Genomic DNA, 14,904 nt, shown 5'->3' with positions numbered 1-14,904 from the left:
CGAAAGATCGGGTTGCCGTCATCACGTGAATTCCCTGGTCTTCCCGCCGTGTTGACGCGCACCTATCGTAGGAAGCGCTTTCTGATCGGTTGATGGTCGGGCCGTGGAACAGCGCTGGCCGAAACTTTCGATGGCCCTCGGGCGGGCTGGAGAGGTGGTTCCCGATGGTCCGTGCGGGGAGCGCGAGCATGACGGCAGGACCGACGCTGGCGGTCGTGGCCCGTGAAGCCGGGGTGTCCGTACCGACGGCGTCGAAGGTGGTCAACGGCCGGGAGGACGTGGCGCCGGAGACCCGGCGGCGGGTGACGGAGGCGCTGGAGCGGCTCGGTTATGTGCGCAGGCCGCGCTTCGACGCGCACAAGGCGCCGGGGCTTGTCGACCTCGTGGTCCACTCGCTGGAGAGTTCCTGGTCGGGGGCGGTGCTGCACGGGGTGGAGGAAGCGGCGTACGAGGCCGGGCTTGAGGTGGTGGTCTCGGCCGGGCTGACCCGGACGCGGGCGGACCGGCCGGAGCGGGGCTGGCTGGACAAGCTGGTCGGCAGGGGTTCGTCCGGAGTCCTGTTCAATCTGGCGGAGTTGACGCCGTCCCAGTACGCGTGGCTCGACCAGCACCGCATCCCGTTCGTGATGATCGACCCGGTCCAGGAGCCGCCGCCGGGTGTGGTGTCGGTGGGTGCGGCCAACTGGCACGGCGGGGTGACGGCGACCGAGCATCTGCTGTCGCTGGGCCACGAGCGCATCGCCGTGATCGCCGGTCACCGGCACAAGATGTGCAGCAGCGCCCGCGTCGCCGGTTACCGCTCCGCGCTCGCCTCCGCGGGAGTGCCCGTGCGCCCCGACTACATCCGCCACGGCGGCTTCGACCAGACCATGGCCCGCACCCGGATGCGCGAACTCCTCGACCTCCCCGAACCGCCCACAGCGGTCTTCGTCTGCTCCGACCGCATGGCGCTCGGTGTCTACGAGGCCGTGGAGGAACGGGAGTTGAGCGTCCCGGACGATATCAGCGTGGTCGGCTTCGACGACCTGCCGGAGGCCCGCTGGGTGACTCCGGCCCTGACCACGGTCCGGCAGCCCCTGTCGGAGATGGCCGCTACGGCCCTGCGTCTCCTGGTCCGCATGATGGACGGCGACCGTCCGGAGAGCACCCGGACGGAGCTGTCGACGCGGTTGGTGGAGCGGGCGAGTACGGGGGTGCCGCGGTGACCCGTGGAGTGGCGGACTGTCGGGGTCACCTCTGGGTCACCGGCCAGAGAGCCGCCGGGTCGCAGTGGGCCGGGCACGCCAGCAGGTAGACCTCGTTGCCGAGAAACAGCTCATAGGTGTCGATGCCACCGCTGTAGGGCTGCTCCGGTTGCCCGGGGCGGACGGCGAAACCCATGTTCTCCGGGACCTGGCACAGGTACACCATGTCGGCGCCGCACGCGCACCTGTAGTACTCGGGAAACTGCGCCCAGGAAGGCGTACCGCCCACTTTGAAGCTCTGCGCTCCGATCCCCTCCGCGTCCGGGGTGTCCGTGAAGGGGCACAGCGTCAACGGCAGTGCGTGCAGGGACGGTTCGGCCTCCACCGTCGGCACTGTCGCGTGGCGCTGGAGCAGCACGCGCCAGAACGGGCGTGGATACGGCGGCTGCGGAGCGTCCCAGTACCGGGGTACGAGACGGCCGTCGGCCAACTCGGCGTAGGTCGCGTCGTTGTGCGCGCGGCAGTGGAAGAACAGGAGGTGATCCCCGCCGAAGGTCTCCACGTCCGGGGGGATGTCGAGTTGGAAGAACAGGGCGAGCCGCTCGCCGCAGAAGCACTCGGGCCATGGCCTGCCTTCGTCGAGGTACGGCCGGCCGCCCACCGAGTTCCGGTTGGGCCCGTCGAGCGGCTCGGTTCCGACCTCGACCAGATGAGCGGACACCTTCCTCATTCCCCGCTCGTCCCCGGCCGCGCCGCCCAGTTGATCCCGCCCAGCAGGTACGCCCGGAAGTCCGGGTCCTCGTAGAAGGATTCGTCGGCGGAGAGGAGGACGTGGGTCGAACTCCGAGGGCCGGTGCGGAAGTCGTACCACTCGTCCGTGAACTGCCATACGGCGGGAAGGTGTTGGGTGGCCGGGTGGGTGCGGTCCTCGATCACGGCGTTGCCGGGCTGGTGGGCGGGGTGCCGGTCGAAGCGGGCGCCGAGGAGGTCGCCGTAGTACGGCCAGTCGTACTCGGCGCAGGCCGACGCGTGGACGCCGACGAAGCCGCCGCCCGACTCGACGTGGGCCGCGAGGTGTTCGCGGCCCGCCGATGTGAGTACCTCGCCACTGGTGGAGAGGAAGACCACGGCCGCGTAGTCGTCCAGGGGACGTTCGAAGGCGGCAGGGTCCTCCGTGGCGGTCACCTCGAAGAGGCCGAGGGTGCGCAGGGCGGTCACCGCGGCCGGGATCGAGTCGTGGTGGTAGGCGGTGGTGCGGGCGAGGAGGCGGGGTGCGGCAGCCATGCGGGGAAGCCTATTTCACTGCGTTTTTCACTGCGTGGGCTCAACCGCCGTTCCCCGCACCGCGGTCCCGCCGCGTAGCCTCGGTGGTGATGAACGCCGTTCCCGCACGCCTGGACCATCTCGTCCTCGCGACCCCCGACCTGGCGGCTACGGTCGCCGACTTCACCCTGCGCACGGGTATCGCGCCGGTGGCCGGCGGAGCCCATGTCGGGCTCGGTACCCGCAACTACCTGGTGTCTCTTGGTGGTTCGCGTTACCTGGAGATCCTCGGTCCCGATCCCGAGCAGGGCGAGCCGTCCGGGCCGCGTCCGTTCGGTGTCGACGGGTTGTCCGGCGCCCGGACCGTGACCTGGGCCATCAGTCCGCCCGATCTGGACGCGGCGGTCGCGGCGGCCCGCGCCCAGGGGTACGACCCCGGACCCGTGCGCGCGATGAGCCGCCGCCGGCCCGACGGCACGCTGCTGGAGTGGCGGCTCACGGACGGGAGCACGGCGCATCCCTCCGGCCTGGTGCCGTTTCTGATCGACTGGAGTTCTTCGCCCCATCCGACGACCGCCTCAGGTCTGCCCGTCGCACCCCTGCTGGAGCTGACCGCCACGGCCCCGGCGCCGGACGAGATCCGCCCGCTGCTGTCCGCCGTGGGCGTGGAGCTGGCGCTGACCGAGGGACCGGTGGGCCTCTCCTTCACGGTGAACACGCCGCACGGAACGGTGGCGTTCTCATGAAGAGTTCCGGTGCACCTTTCTCCGTGAGCGCTCTCGACGAGGTGGGGCGGATGCCCTGGCGGGCCGGGAAGCGCCTGCGCAGAGTACGGAAGAGCGGCCGGACGGGGGTGCTGCTGGTCGCCGAGATCAGGGAGCCGGTTCGAAGCTTCACCAACAGAGCGGGCGTCGTGTCCATCCGCGAGAACGGCCTGGAGATCTGCTCTCGGGACCGTTTCGTCAAAGCACCGAAGTTCGTCGAACTCCCACCCGGTCTTCACGACATGGAATTCCTGGTGATCCGTCTGAGAGCAAGCAGGACCAGTTCGTTCCGGAGAGCCGTGGAGCTGCGGGCAGGTGACGTCCTGGTCGCGTTGTGCGATCCGGTGCAGCCGAACACCTTCTACCGGAAGAGCCGGCCTGCGGACTCGTGGTTCGTCGGGATCCTTTCACCGGTCGTGGAAGTGTCCGATTCGTTCAAGACCCGCCGCCCACCCCCGCCTACCGTGGCCCCATGACTCCACGATTCGACGCCATCGGCCTGGTCGTCTCCGACATGGCCGCCTCTGTCGCCTTCTATCGTCGGCTCGGGTTCGGGTTCCCCGAGGGTGCCGAGAGCCAGCCGCATGCAGAGGCTCAACTACCCGGTGGACTACGGCTGTTGCTGGACACGGAGGACACCGTCCGCTCGTTCCACTCGGGTTGGCAGCCGCCCACCGGGGGCAGCGGGCGGGCCGCGCTCGCCCTGCTCTGCGACGACCCCGCCGAAGTCGACCGGGTCTACGAGGAGTTGGTCGGCACCGGGTATCACGGCGAGCTCAAGCCGTGGGACGCGTTCTGGGGGCAGCGGTACGCCGTCGTGCACGACCCCGACGGCAACGGCGTGGACCTCTTCGCGCCGCTGAACCCTGCCTAGCCGGTCCGGCCGAGCAGCTCCCCCAGCGGCATCCCCGCCAACTCCTTGACGTCACGGGCGAGATGGGCCTGGTCCGCGTAGCCGGACCGGGCCGCCGTGGCCGCGAACGGCACTCCTGCGCGGGCCAGCGCGAGGGCCCGCTGCAGGCGCAGCACCCGGGCCAGCGTCTTGGGGCCGTAGCCGAAGGCTGCCAGCGAGCGGCGGTGCAACTGGCGGGCGCCCAGGCCTAGTTCGTCGGCGGTGGCGGCCACCGGGCGGCCCGTGTCCAGGGCCGCGACGAGGTGTCGTAGCAGCGGATCCGGTGGGGGTGTCCGCGCGGCGCGGTCCAGTGCCAGGTCCTCCAGTGCGGTCGCCGGGTCGGGGGCCGTGGCGAGGCGGGCGTGCAGGCGCCGTACCGTCGCGGCGGGCCAGAGGTCGGTGAGGTCGACGCGGCGGTCGCGGAGTTCGTGTGCGGGCACGCCCAGGTAGGTGGGAGCGGTGCCGGGGGCGAAGCGGAGGCCGGCCCAGTGGGCGGGTTCGGTCCCGGGGACGTACGCGCGGGTGTCGGGGCCGGCGACCAGCAGGCGCCCCTCGTTCCAGAGGAGGTCCATGCAGCCGTCGGGCAGGACGGGGTGGACCGGGGTCGAGACGGGGTTCTCGATGGTGCGGGTCCACACCACCGCGCCCGGCAGTCGCGATGCCCTCTCCACGTACACGCCGACCAGGCTACGCCGACCGCGTCCGGTGCTCCTGCGGACTCACTCCGTACACCCGCTTGAACGCGCTGGACAGCGCGAACGCGCTGCCGTAGCCCACGTCCCGCGCGATCGCGGCGATCGTGTCGTCCGTGTCGCGGAGGCGGTCCGCGGCGAGGGCGAGGCGCCAGGCGGTGAGGTGGGACATCGGGGGTTCGCCGACCAGGTCGGTGAAGCGGCGGGCCGGGGCCGCGCGGGAGACGGCGGCCTTGGCGGCGAGGGCGGCGACCGTCCAGGGGTGGGCGGGATCGTCCTGGAGGAGGCGCAGGACCCTGCCCACGACGGGGTCCGCCAGGGCGCGGTACCAGGCCGGGGCCTCCGCCTCGGGGCGGGAGAACCAGGCCCTCAGGGCGGCGATGACCAGGAGGTCCAGGAGGCGGTCCAGGACGACTTCCTGGGCGGGTTCGTCGCGGACGATCTCCTCCATGAGCAGCGGGGTGAGCGGGCACTCCCAGACCTCGGAGGGGAGGGAGAGCAGGGGCGGCAGGGCGTCCAGCAGGCGGCCGTTGATCTCGCCGCGCATGAGGTAGGTGCCGATGAGCATGACCGTGGAGCCGTCGAGGCGGTCGCCCCAGGTGCGGACGCCGAGGTCCATCGAGCCCTTGAGGGACGTCCCGTCGGGGTGACTGCACTCGCCGCCGGGCAGGATCAGCGCCTGCGGGGGTGTGCCCGGGGCGTCGCCGCAGGTGTACGGGTCGGGGCCGCGCGCCATGGCGAGGTCGCCGGCCCGGAGCCGTATCCGCTCCCCCGTGTCCGGGGTGACGCAGGCCTCGCCGCGGACCATGAGCATGACCGTCAGCGGGGCGCGGTCCTCGATGCGCAGGGCCCACGGCGGGTCGAAGCACGAGCGGACCATGAAGACGCCACGCGCGCGTGACCCCTCCAGAAGGCCTGACAGGGCGTCCATGCGGCCAGCGTAGACGCGCGCTTACGGGAATGAGCCGGGCGCTTCAGGTCGTACCGGGCGCCGGGTGGCGGAGGCCGTGCGGGCGGCCAGGCGGGCGCAGGGCCTCGACTGGGCGGACCGGTCGACGTGGGCGGACACCCTGCGGGGTGCCGATGCCGCGTACCTGGTGTATCCCTCGGACGTCGGGGCGCCGGACGCGCCTGGCGCGGTGGGGCCGCTCGCGCGCGAGGCGGTCGGGCTGGGTGTGCTGCTGTCCTCGCGGGGCGAGGAGCGGGCGCGGCCGACCGAGGAGGCGCCGCGCGGGTCGGGGGCGGACTGGAGGGTCGCAAGGGCGGCGTGGTTCGCGCAGAACTTCAGCGAGGGACCGTTGGTGGCGGGGCTGCGGGAGAGCGGGGAGCTGGTGTTTCCGGCCGGTGACGTTCGGGAGCCTCCCCCCACAGCCTCAAGGGCATGGGAGGTGCCCCCAATCGATGTGCGGGACATCGCCGACGTGGCCGCGGTGACGGCCGGGGACCGGTATGCCGGGCAGGCCGTCACGATGTCCGGGCCCCGGCTGCTGAGCTTCGGGGAGGCGGTCGCGGAGATCTCCGCGGCGGCGGGGCGGGCGCTGACGTACCGCGCGGTGTCGGCGCGTCAGTACGGCGGCGATCCGGCCGGGTTCGGGGTGCCGGACGGGGAGGTCGAGTTCCTGGTGGAGCTGTTCGAGTCGCTGCTCGACGGGCGCAACTCGCATCTCTCGGACGGGGTCCAGCAGGTGCTGGGGCGCGAGCCGCGCGACTTCTCGGAGTTCGCGCGGGAGGCCTCGGCGGCGGGCGTCCGGAAGGTGTGAGCGGGCGTCCGGAAGCAGTAGCGGAGTGTTACTTCACCGGTCCCTGCGTGTCCCCGCCGTTCTTGTGGATGCTCTTGGCGTGGGTGCGCAGCCGGGAGGTGACGTCCTCGGGGGGCAGGAAGCGGGACCAGCGTTCCGGGAACTCGGAGGGCATGTCGCCGTCCTCCGGGTCGTCGAAGTCCTCGTCGTCCTCGCCGCCGTGGGTGCGGGCGGCGGCCATGCGGGCGACGTACTCGGCGGCCTGCTCCTCGTGGCGGCGTTCGTTGGCGGCGCGGGCGGCGGCCGTCGCGGCGGCCGGCCAGACCCGGTCGATGGCGGCGTTGACGGCGGCTCCGACGAGTACGGCGAACGCGGACACGCCGATCCACAGCAGTACGGCGACGGGCGCGGCGAGGGAGCCGTAGATGGTGGGGCCCTCGACCGTGCCGGTGAGGTAGATGCGCAGCAGGTAGCTGCCGAGGACCCACATGGCGAGGGCGACCAGGGAGCCGGGCACGTCCTCGATCCACGGGGAGCGGACGGGGACGGAGACGTGGTACAGCGTGGTGAGGAAGACGACGGACAGGACGAGGACGACGGGCCAGTACAGGACCTGTACGACCGTCTCCGACCAGGGCACGACGTTCACCACGGCGTCCGGTCCTGCGACCATCAGGGGCAGCGCGATCGAGCCGATCAGCAGAGCCGCGATGAACAGGGCGAAGGACACGATCCGGGTCTTGACGATGCCGCGTACGCCGTCGAGGCCGTACATCACGGTGATGGTGTCGATGAAGACGTTGACCGCGCGGGAGCCCGACCAGAGGGCGAACAGGAAGCCGATGGAGATGACGTCGGGCCGGCCGCCCTTCATCACGTCGTGCAGGATCGGCTGGGCGATCTCGTGGACGCCCTTGTCGGTCAGGACGGTGCGGGACGCCTCCAGGATGTTGTTCTCCAGGCCGGCGATGCTGTGGGCGCCGGTCCAGCTGTCGACGTAGCCGAGCAGGCCGATGAGGCTCAGCAGGAGCGGCGGGACGGACAGCAGCGTGAAGAACGCGGCCTCGGCCGCGAGGCCCAGGATGCGGTACTCCATGCAGGAGTTGACGGTGTCCTTGACCAGCAGCCAGGCGGTCCTGCGCTTGGAGACGTTCCGGTAGAGGGCACGCGCCCGGTGGAACCGGCCGGTGGGCCGCTCGGGGGTTTCACTTGCTGACTGCACGCCCTAAAGGTATCCGCCGTGCCGGGATGCACTCATCCCCCGGGGGCGTCGGCGGGGACGCGACGCCCGCCGGTCGGCCGTGCCATGCCCGCACTGGCCGAAACTTTTCGGTCCTGAATTCGAATTGACATTCGAGATTTTAATGGTTGTTTCGGAGAGCTTCCCGGTGAGGACTTCGCCCGTCAATCCTGTTTGACCTTCCCCGTATCCCCCGAAGACGAAAAGGCGCCATTACCCAAAACGGCCTTGACCCGTTCCAGAATGTCCAGAAATAATCCGGACTGCATTCGTTGCGCGCGTTGGGACGACGTCAGCGCACACGACTCGGGGGAAATCACATTGGGTCCACGACCGGGACCCCGTCCCAGAAATTCACTTTCACCCCACCCGTTTCGCGTGTGCCGTATTCGTCTTTGGCGATTTTGGCAATTCAAAGACAATGATCAGCACCAAGGAGCCACGTGGTGGGAAAACCCGGCACCGGCACCGAGACCGTTCTCGCAGAGGTCCTGGCCGATGTCGTACGCAAGGAAGCAATACCGCTCGACAGTCACTTCTTCGACGACCTGGGCGCCAACTCGCTGGTGATGGCGCACTTCTGCGCCCGGGTCAGGAAACGCGACGACCTGCCGTCGGTCTCGATGCGGGACGTCTACGGCAATCCGACGATCCGCAGTCTCGCGGCGGCGCTCGCCGACACCGACGAGCCTTCCGCAGCGGCCGTCGCCGAGCCTCCGCCGCCCGGCAGCACGACCCGCTATCTATTGTGCGGACTGCTCCAGTTCCTCGTGTTCGCGGTGTACTGCGCACTGGCCGGAGTTGTCACCGGGCGCGGCTACGAATGGGTTTCCGGCGGTTCCGGAGTGGCACAGGTCTATCTGCGTTCCGCGATATTCGGCGGCGCGGTGTTCATCGGTGTGTGCACGGTGCCGGTGGTGGCCAAGTGGGTACTCGTCGGCCGCTGGAAGGAGACCGAGTTCCCGGTCTGGAGCCTCGCCTATGTCCGGTTCTGGACGGTCAAGGCGTTGCTGCACGCCAACCCGATGATCCTGTTCGCCGGCAACCCGCTGTACGTCCTCTATCTGCGCGCCCTCGGCGCCCGGATCGGCAGGGGCGTCACGATCCTGTCCCACTCCGTCCCGGTCTGCACCGACCTGCTGACCGTCGGAGACGGAACGGTCATTCGCAAGGACTCCTTCTTCCTCTGCTACCAGGCGCACGCCGGCCGTGTCCGCACCGGCCGGGTCACGCTGGGCAGCGGGGTGTACGTCGGCGAGAAGACGGTCCTCGACATCGGCACGGTCATGGGCGACGGATCCCAACTCGGCCATTCCTCCGCCCTGTACGACGACGCGCGGGTCCCTGCGGGCGGGCGCGTGCACGGCTCCCCGGCGCAGGCCACGGACGTCGACTACGTCCGCGTCCCGGCGGCGGACTGCTCCACGGCACGCCGCTTCGGCTACGGCCTGGCCGCGCTCCTCCAGATGCTGGTGGTCTACGTCCCGCTCGCGGTCGGCGGCACCTACATGGTGCTGACCGTGGTGCCGGCCCTCGACCACCTCCTGGACCCGAACACCGAGGACCTCGGCTCGGGCCGCTTCTACGTCGAGGCGCTGGGGCTGTCGTTCGTGGCGTTCGCCGCCTTCGTGGTGCTCGGCTTCGCCTCCGTGTCCCTGCTGCCGAGGCTGCTCCGACCGCTGCTGCGCCCCGACCGGGTGTATCCGCTGTACGGCTTCCACTACTCGGTGCAGCGCGCGGTGGCACGCCTGACCAACCTCAAGTTCTTCAAGTGGCTGTGCGGCGACAGCTCGTTCATCGTCGGCTATCTGAAGGCCATCGGCTACGACCTCGGCGAGGTGGAGCAGACCGGCTCCAACTTCGGTACGGAGGTGCAGCACGAGACGCCGTATCTCGTCGGTGTGGGAAGCGGCACGATGGTCGCGGACGGTCTGTCGATCGTCAACGCGGACTTCTCCAGTACGTCGTTCCGGCTGTCGCACGCCTCGATCGGGCCGCGCAACTTCCTGGGCAACAACATCGCCTACCCCTCCGGGGGCCGCACCGGCGACAACTGTCTGCTGGCCACGAAGGTGATGGTGCCGATCGACGGCGAAGTCCGTGAGGGCGTAGGCCTGTTGGGCTCGCCGTGCTTCGAGATCCCGCGCTCGGTGGAGCGCGACAGCCGCTTCGACCATCTGCGCGAGGGCGACGAGCTGAAGCGCCGGCTGACCCTGAAGAACCGCGCCAACCTGCGCTCGATGGGCCTGTATCTGTTCCTGCGCTGGCTGCACTGGTTCGTGCTCACCGTGCTCGGCTTCGCCGCCGTCGACCTGTACGGGGGCGAGGGGATCGGCGGGGGGCTGCTGATCGGCGCGTCCCTGATGCTCGGGCTCGGCTTCACCGCCGGGTACTACGTGCTGGTGGAGCGCCTGGTCGGCGGGTTCCGGCCGCTGGAGCCCAAGCTGTGCTCGATCTACGACCCGTACTTCTGGTGGCACGAGCGGCTGTGGAAGGTCCCGGACACCTACATCCAGGTGTTCAACGGGACGCCGTTCAAGAACCTGATCTGGCGGCTGCTGGGCGTCCGCATGGGCCGGCGCGTCTTCGACGACGGCGCCTACATCACCGAGCGCACGCTCACCGCGATCGGCGACGACTGCACGCTGTCGGCGCACACCAAGGTGCAGTCCCACTCGCAGGAGGACGGCACGTTCAAGTCCGAGCTCATCACCATCGGCAACGGCTGCACCCTCGGGGTGGGGGCGCTCGTGCACTACGGGGTGTCGATGGGCGACGGGGCGGTACTCGCCGCCGACTCGTTCCTGATGAAGGGCGAGGAGATGCCCGCGCTGTCGCGGTGGGGCGGGAATCCGGCGGTGGCCCAGCGCGGCGCCGTCGTGCACATGACTCCCTGACGGCGTGGCCGCAGGGGGAAGGAAACAGGGGGGAAGAGAACGATGGAGATCATTCCGCGGTGGACGCTCGCTCCGGTGCCCGGTGTGGCGGAGTACGAAGTGTCCCTGCCCGAAGGGCTGTTGATCGAGCCCGCCGCTTTGAAGGCCGCCCATGCGACGGTGCTCGCCGCGCTCTCCGGAGAGAGCGTCGAGGAGGACCCGGCGCTGCAGGTGAGCGTCACGGGCCGCACACTGCGACTGCGGTACCGCACCGACGTCCTGGACGCCGAGGCCGCCGCCCGTATCGCGGGCTATCACCTCACGGTCCTCGCCGATCCGAAGCGGACGAGCCTGCTGTCCGAGGCCGAAGTCCGTTTCCAGCTGGAGGAGTTGGCCGGTCCTCGGCGTGAACTGCCGGACCGGCGGGTGCACGAGCTGTTCGAGGAGCGGGTGGCCGCACAGCCGGACGCCGTCGCCGCCGTGCAGGGAGACCGCCTGTGGACCTACCGGGAGCTCAACTCCCGGGCGAACCAGCTGAGTCGGGCGCTGCTGGCCCGCGGTCTGACCCGCGAGGGTGTGGTCGCCGTGGTGCTGGAGCGCAACCTGGACTGGATGGCGGCCGTGCTCGCCGTGTTCAAGGCGGGCGGGGTCTATCTGCCCGTCGAGCCGCACTTCCCGGCCGACCGCGTGGCCCGGGTGCTCGACCGCGCCGGGTGCGAGCTGGTGCTGACCGAGCACGGCAGCGACGGTTCGCTGGACGCGCCGGTCCGCACGCTCTACGTCGACGATGCCTACGCCGAGGGACATGCGGACGGGAACCCCGGGATCGAGGTCTCGCCGGGTCAACTCGCCTACATCTACTTCACGTCGGGCTCCACGGGTGAGCCCAAGGGCGCGATGTGCGAGCACGCGGGTTTCCTGAACCATGTGTTCGCCAAGCTCGACGACCTGGGGATCGGGGCCGGTCAGGTGGTCGCGCAGACCGCTCCCCAGTGCTTCGACATCTCGCTGTGGCAGCTGGTCTGCGCGCCGCTCGTGGGCGGGCGGACGCTGCTGGTGGAACAGGACGTGATCCTGGACGTGCCGCGGTTCGTCGACACGATCGAGGCGGGGCGCGTCAATGTGCTCCAGGTCGTGCCGTCGTATCTGGAGGCCGTGCTGGCCGAGTTGGAGCGCCAGCCGCGCCAACTCCCGGACCTGCGCTGTGTGTCGGTCACCGGGGAGGCCGTGAAGAAGGAGCTCGTGGAGCGCTGGTTCGCGGCGCGGTCCGGAGTGCGGCTGGTCAACGCCTATGGCCTGACCGAGACTTCGGACGACACCAACCACGAGGTGATGGACCGGGCGCCGGACGGACCCCGGGTCCCGCTCGGCCGACCGGTGGGCAATGTGCGGGTGTACGTCGTCGACGAGGACCTGGTGCCGGTGCCGCTGGGGGCGCCCGGCGAGATCGTGTTCTCCGGAGTGTGCGTGGGCCGGGGGTATGTCAACGATCCCGAGCGGACGGCTGCGGCCTTCACCGAGGACCCCTACCGGCCCGGTGAGCGGCTGTACCGCAGCGGCGACCACGGGCGCTGGCGTCCCGACGGCAAGCTGGAGTTCCTGGGGCGCCGGGACAGCCAGGTGAAGATCCGCGGCTTCCGTATCGAGATCGGCGAGATCGAGAACGCGCTGCTGCGGGTCGACGGGGTCCGGGACGGGGCGGTGGTCGTCGTACGCGGGACGCAGCTGGTGGCGTTCTGCACGGGTGCGCGGCCCGTCGGGGCCGACGCGGTGCGGGCGCGGCTCGCCGAGTCGCTGCCCGCGTACATGGTGCCGTCGGTCGTGCACTGGCGGGCGTCGCTGCCGCTGACCGCCAACGGCAAGACCGACCGGCGGACGCTCACCACGCTCGCCGGTGACCTGGACGCGGTCGGCGAGGGGCCCGGCACGGCCGCCGAACGCAGGCTGGCCGCCGCCTGGGCAGCGGTGCTGGGCATCCCGGCCGAGCGGATCGGCCGCCAGGACCACTTCTTCGACCGGGGCGGCACCTCGCTGGCCGCGGTGAAGCTGGCGGTAGCCCTCGACCGGGCGATCAGCCTCAAGGACGTCACCCGACACCCGGTCCTCGCGGACCTGGCCGGACTGCTGGAGCCGCCGGTCTCCTCCTGAGACCCGCCGCACCCCCGGCCGAACGATCGACAGCACCACCGAAAGGAACACCGAGATGTCGCTCTCATCCGCGACCCTTCTCCACGCCGTCACCCTGAGCCCGGACGGTCCGCCGCTGCTGCACGCCGACGCCGGCGCGAACCCGGTGGGCTGGGCCGACCGGCACCGTACGGCGCTGCGCGCCGTCGTCGCCGAGCACGGCTGCGTCCTGGTCCGGGGGCTCGGCCTCGCCGACCCGGCCGGGACCGAGACCGTCTTCCGGCGGCTCACCGACTCCCTGATGGCCGACCGGGAGCCGTTCGCGCCGCGCCGCACCTACGCGGAGGGCGTGTACTCCGCCACCAAGTGGCCGACCGACCAGCCGATGTGTCTGCACCACGAGTCGAGCTACGCGCTGGACTTCCCCGGACTTCTGCTCTTCGCCTGCCTCGACGCGCCGACCGAGGGCGGCGCGACCCCGGTCGCCGACGCCGAGGCCGTCCTGACCTCGCTGCCCACCGCGCTGGTGGAGCGCTTCGAGCGGGAGGGCTGGCTGCTGACCCGCACCTACCACGAGGAGATCGGGGCGTCCGTCGCCGAGGCCTTCGGCACCGAGGACCGTACCGTCGTGGAGCGCTACTGCCGGGCCCAGGGCATCGACTTCGCCTGGCAGTCCGACGGCTCGCTGCACACCCGGCAGCACCGCGCCGCCGTGCTCCGCCACCCGGTCACCGGCCGCCGCTGCTGGTTCAACCAGATCGCGTTCCTGAACGAGTGGACGATGGAGCCCGAGGTCCGCGAGTACCTGATCGACGTCTACGGCGCAGACGCGCTGCCCTTCAACACCCGCTTCGGGAACGGCGATCCGGTCGACGCGGACATGGTGTCGGCCATCAACGGGGCCTACGACGCACACGTCCGGCGCACGCCGTGGCGCTCCGGGGATCTGCTGCTGGTGGACAACATCCGTACAGCGCACGGCCGGGACCCGTTCGAGGGCCCGCGCGAGGTGCTCGCCGGACTCGGCGACCCGGTACGGCTCACGGACTGCGCGCCGACGGGAGGGGTGAGGGCGGCATGAGCGACTTCACCACGGACTTCGACACGCCCTCGTTCGCGGTCGTCAGCGGCGAGCAGGTCCAACAGGCCCTCGCCGGGCGGGAGTCGGAGATCGGCGAGCTGGTGGAAGCCACCTACCGGCTGCACGGCGCGGGCGACTCCGTGAACCCTCCGTCGTACTTCCTGCGCTTCCCGGACCGCCCCTCGTCCCGCATCATCGCGCTGCCCGCGTCACTGGGCGGGCCGCAGCGGGTGGACGGCCTGAAGTGGATCTCCAGCTTCCCGGGGAACACCGGCTCGGGACTGCCCAGGGCCTCGGCGGTGCTGATCCTCAACGACCCCGACACCGGCTATCCGTACGCCTGCCTGGAGAGTTCGGTGATCAGCGCGACGCGTACGGCGAGTTCGGCGGCGCTCGCGGCCGACAAGCTCAGCCAGGGCCGGACGCGCCCGCTGCGGGTCGGGTTCGTCGGGACGGGTCTGATCGCCCGCTACATCCACACCCATCTCCGGGCCACCGGCTGGGAGTTCGAGGAGACGGGCGTGTACGACCTGTCCGCGGACAGCGCGGAGGGGTTCCGGGGATATCTGGAGCGGTCGGGCGCGCAGGGCCGGATCACCGTGCACGACAAGGCCGAAGGGCTCGTCCGCTCCAGCGACCTGCTGGTCTTCGCGACGATCGCCGGCTCGCCGCACATCCACGATCCGGCCTGGTTCGACCACCATCCGCTGGTCCTGCACGTGTCGTTGCGGGACCTCGACCCGGCGATCCTGCTCGCGTCCGCGAACTTCGTGGACGACGTCGAGCACTGTCTGAAGGCCGACACCTCACCGCATCTGGCCGAACAGGCCACCGGCGGGCGGGAGTTCATCGACGGCACGCTGGACGACGTGCTGACCGGGCGGGTGAGCGCACCGGCGGACCGCACCGTGGTGTTCTCGCCCTTCGGTCTGGGGGTGCTGGACCTCGCGGTCGGCAGGTTCGTCCATGACGTAGTGGCTCGACGGGGCGAACTGCGCGTCGTCGACGGGTTCTTCCACGAGCTGCGCCGGTACGGCTGACGGCGA

14 protein-coding genes are annotated in these 14,904 nt (G+C 70.6%); 9 read left to right on the top strand and 5 right to left on the bottom strand.

Annotation, left to right across the window (positions count from 1 at the left end; genetic code table 11):
• Window positions 1-164: 164 nt before the first annotated feature.
• The gene (locus AB0I51_RS13605; RefSeq protein WP_362974532.1) at window positions 165-1,205 is read left to right on the top strand and encodes a LacI family DNA-binding transcriptional regulator; all 1,041 of its coding nucleotides are present in this window, start codon (window positions 165-167) and stop codon (window positions 1,203-1,205) included.
• A 25-nt stretch (window positions 1,206-1,230) separates the two neighbouring features.
• On the opposite strand, the gene AB0I51_RS13600 is transcribed toward AB0I51_RS13605, so the two are convergent.
• The gene (locus AB0I51_RS13600; RefSeq protein WP_362974530.1) at window positions 1,231-1,905 is read right to left on the bottom strand and encodes a hypothetical protein; all 675 of its coding nucleotides are present in this window, start codon (window positions 1,903-1,905) and stop codon (window positions 1,231-1,233) included.
• Between the two features lie 5 nt (window positions 1,906-1,910).
• Complete coding sequence (locus tag AB0I51_RS13595) at window positions 1,911-2,468, bottom strand: ThuA domain-containing protein (RefSeq protein WP_362974528.1); 558 nt, start codon at window positions 2,466-2,468, stop codon at window positions 1,911-1,913.
• 89 nt (window positions 2,469-2,557) lie between these two features.
• On the opposite strand from AB0I51_RS13595, the gene AB0I51_RS13590 reads away from it, so the two are divergent.
• The 3 genes from AB0I51_RS13590 to AB0I51_RS13580 all read left to right on the top strand — a co-directional run bounded on the left by AB0I51_RS13590 (window position 2,558) and on the right by AB0I51_RS13580 (window position 4,085).
• Window positions 2,558-3,193, top strand: a complete 636-nt coding sequence (locus AB0I51_RS13590) for a VOC family protein (protein WP_362974526.1) — start codon at window positions 2,558-2,560, stop codon at window positions 3,191-3,193.
• A 107-nt stretch (window positions 3,194-3,300) separates the two neighbouring features.
• Window positions 3,301-3,687, top strand: a complete 387-nt coding sequence (locus AB0I51_RS13585) for a hypothetical protein (RefSeq protein ID WP_362974524.1) — start codon at window positions 3,301-3,303, stop codon at window positions 3,685-3,687.
• The gene (locus tag AB0I51_RS13580; protein ID WP_362974522.1) at window positions 3,684-4,085 is read left to right on the top strand and encodes a VOC family protein; all 402 of its coding nucleotides are present in this window, start codon (window positions 3,684-3,686) and stop codon (window positions 4,083-4,085) included. The genes AB0I51_RS13585 and AB0I51_RS13580 overlap by 4 nt, the downstream gene beginning before the upstream one ends.
• Here AB0I51_RS13580 and AB0I51_RS13575 read toward each other — a convergent pair.
• Together AB0I51_RS13575 and AB0I51_RS13570 are read right to left on the bottom strand one after the other, a co-directional pair.
• A complete protein-coding gene (locus AB0I51_RS13575; protein WP_362974520.1) occupies window positions 4,082-4,780 on the bottom strand; it encodes a helix-turn-helix domain-containing protein in 699 nt (232 codons plus the stop codon). The genes AB0I51_RS13580 and AB0I51_RS13575 overlap by 4 nt on opposite strands.
• A 10-nt stretch (window positions 4,781-4,790) precedes the next feature.
• Window positions 4,791-5,726, bottom strand: coding sequence for an AraC family transcriptional regulator (locus AB0I51_RS13570; protein WP_362974518.1), 936 nt, complete (start codon window positions 5,724-5,726; stop codon window positions 4,791-4,793).
• A gap of 64 nt (window positions 5,727-5,790) precedes the next feature.
• Here AB0I51_RS13570 and AB0I51_RS13565 point away from each other — a divergent pair, with 64 nt between their 5' ends.
• The gene (locus AB0I51_RS13565) at window positions 5,791-6,555 is read left to right on the top strand and encodes an NmrA family transcriptional regulator (protein WP_362974516.1); all 765 of its coding nucleotides are present in this window, start codon (window positions 5,791-5,793) and stop codon (window positions 6,553-6,555) included.
• A 28-nt stretch (window positions 6,556-6,583) separates the two neighbouring features.
• Here AB0I51_RS13565 and AB0I51_RS13560 read toward each other — a convergent pair whose 3' ends face one another.
• Entirely contained in the window at window positions 6,584-7,756 is a 1,173-nt protein-coding gene (locus tag AB0I51_RS13560; RefSeq protein ID WP_362974514.1) for a YihY/virulence factor BrkB family protein, read from the bottom strand.
• 464 nt (window positions 7,757-8,220) lie between these two features.
• On the opposite strand from AB0I51_RS13560, the gene AB0I51_RS13555 reads away from it, so the two are divergent.
• From AB0I51_RS13555 to sbnB, 4 genes are read left to right on the top strand one after another with little or no spacing between them, the layout of a single operon-like run.
• Window positions 8,221-10,671, top strand: a complete 2,451-nt coding sequence (locus AB0I51_RS13555) for a Pls/PosA family non-ribosomal peptide synthetase (protein WP_362974686.1) — start codon at window positions 8,221-8,223, stop codon at window positions 10,669-10,671.
• A 42-nt stretch (window positions 10,672-10,713) separates the two neighbouring features.
• A complete protein-coding gene (locus AB0I51_RS13550) occupies window positions 10,714-12,798 on the top strand; it encodes a non-ribosomal peptide synthetase (protein WP_362974512.1) in 2,085 nt (694 codons plus the stop codon).
• Between the two features lie 55 nt (window positions 12,799-12,853).
• Window positions 12,854-13,858, top strand: coding sequence for a TauD/TfdA family dioxygenase (locus tag AB0I51_RS13545; RefSeq protein ID WP_362974510.1), 1,005 nt, complete (start codon window positions 12,854-12,856; stop codon window positions 13,856-13,858).
• Window positions 13,855-14,898 carry a 2,3-diaminopropionate biosynthesis protein SbnB gene (gene sbnB, locus AB0I51_RS13540; RefSeq protein ID WP_362974508.1) on the top strand — a complete coding sequence of 348 codons (1,044 nt, stop codon included), beginning with the start codon at window positions 13,855-13,857 and terminating at the stop codon, window positions 14,896-14,898. Before AB0I51_RS13545 ends, sbnB begins: the two co-directional genes overlap by 4 nt.
• Window positions 14,899-14,904 lie beyond the last annotated feature (6 nt).

Origin of the sequence: Streptomyces sp. NPDC050549 (assembly GCF_040655035.1) — a bacterium.
Lineage (GTDB): Bacteria > Actinomycetota > Actinomycetes > Streptomycetales > Streptomycetaceae > Streptomyces.
Note: the sequence above shows the minus strand (reverse complement) of the source record. Positions and strands in the feature narration are given on the sequence as shown.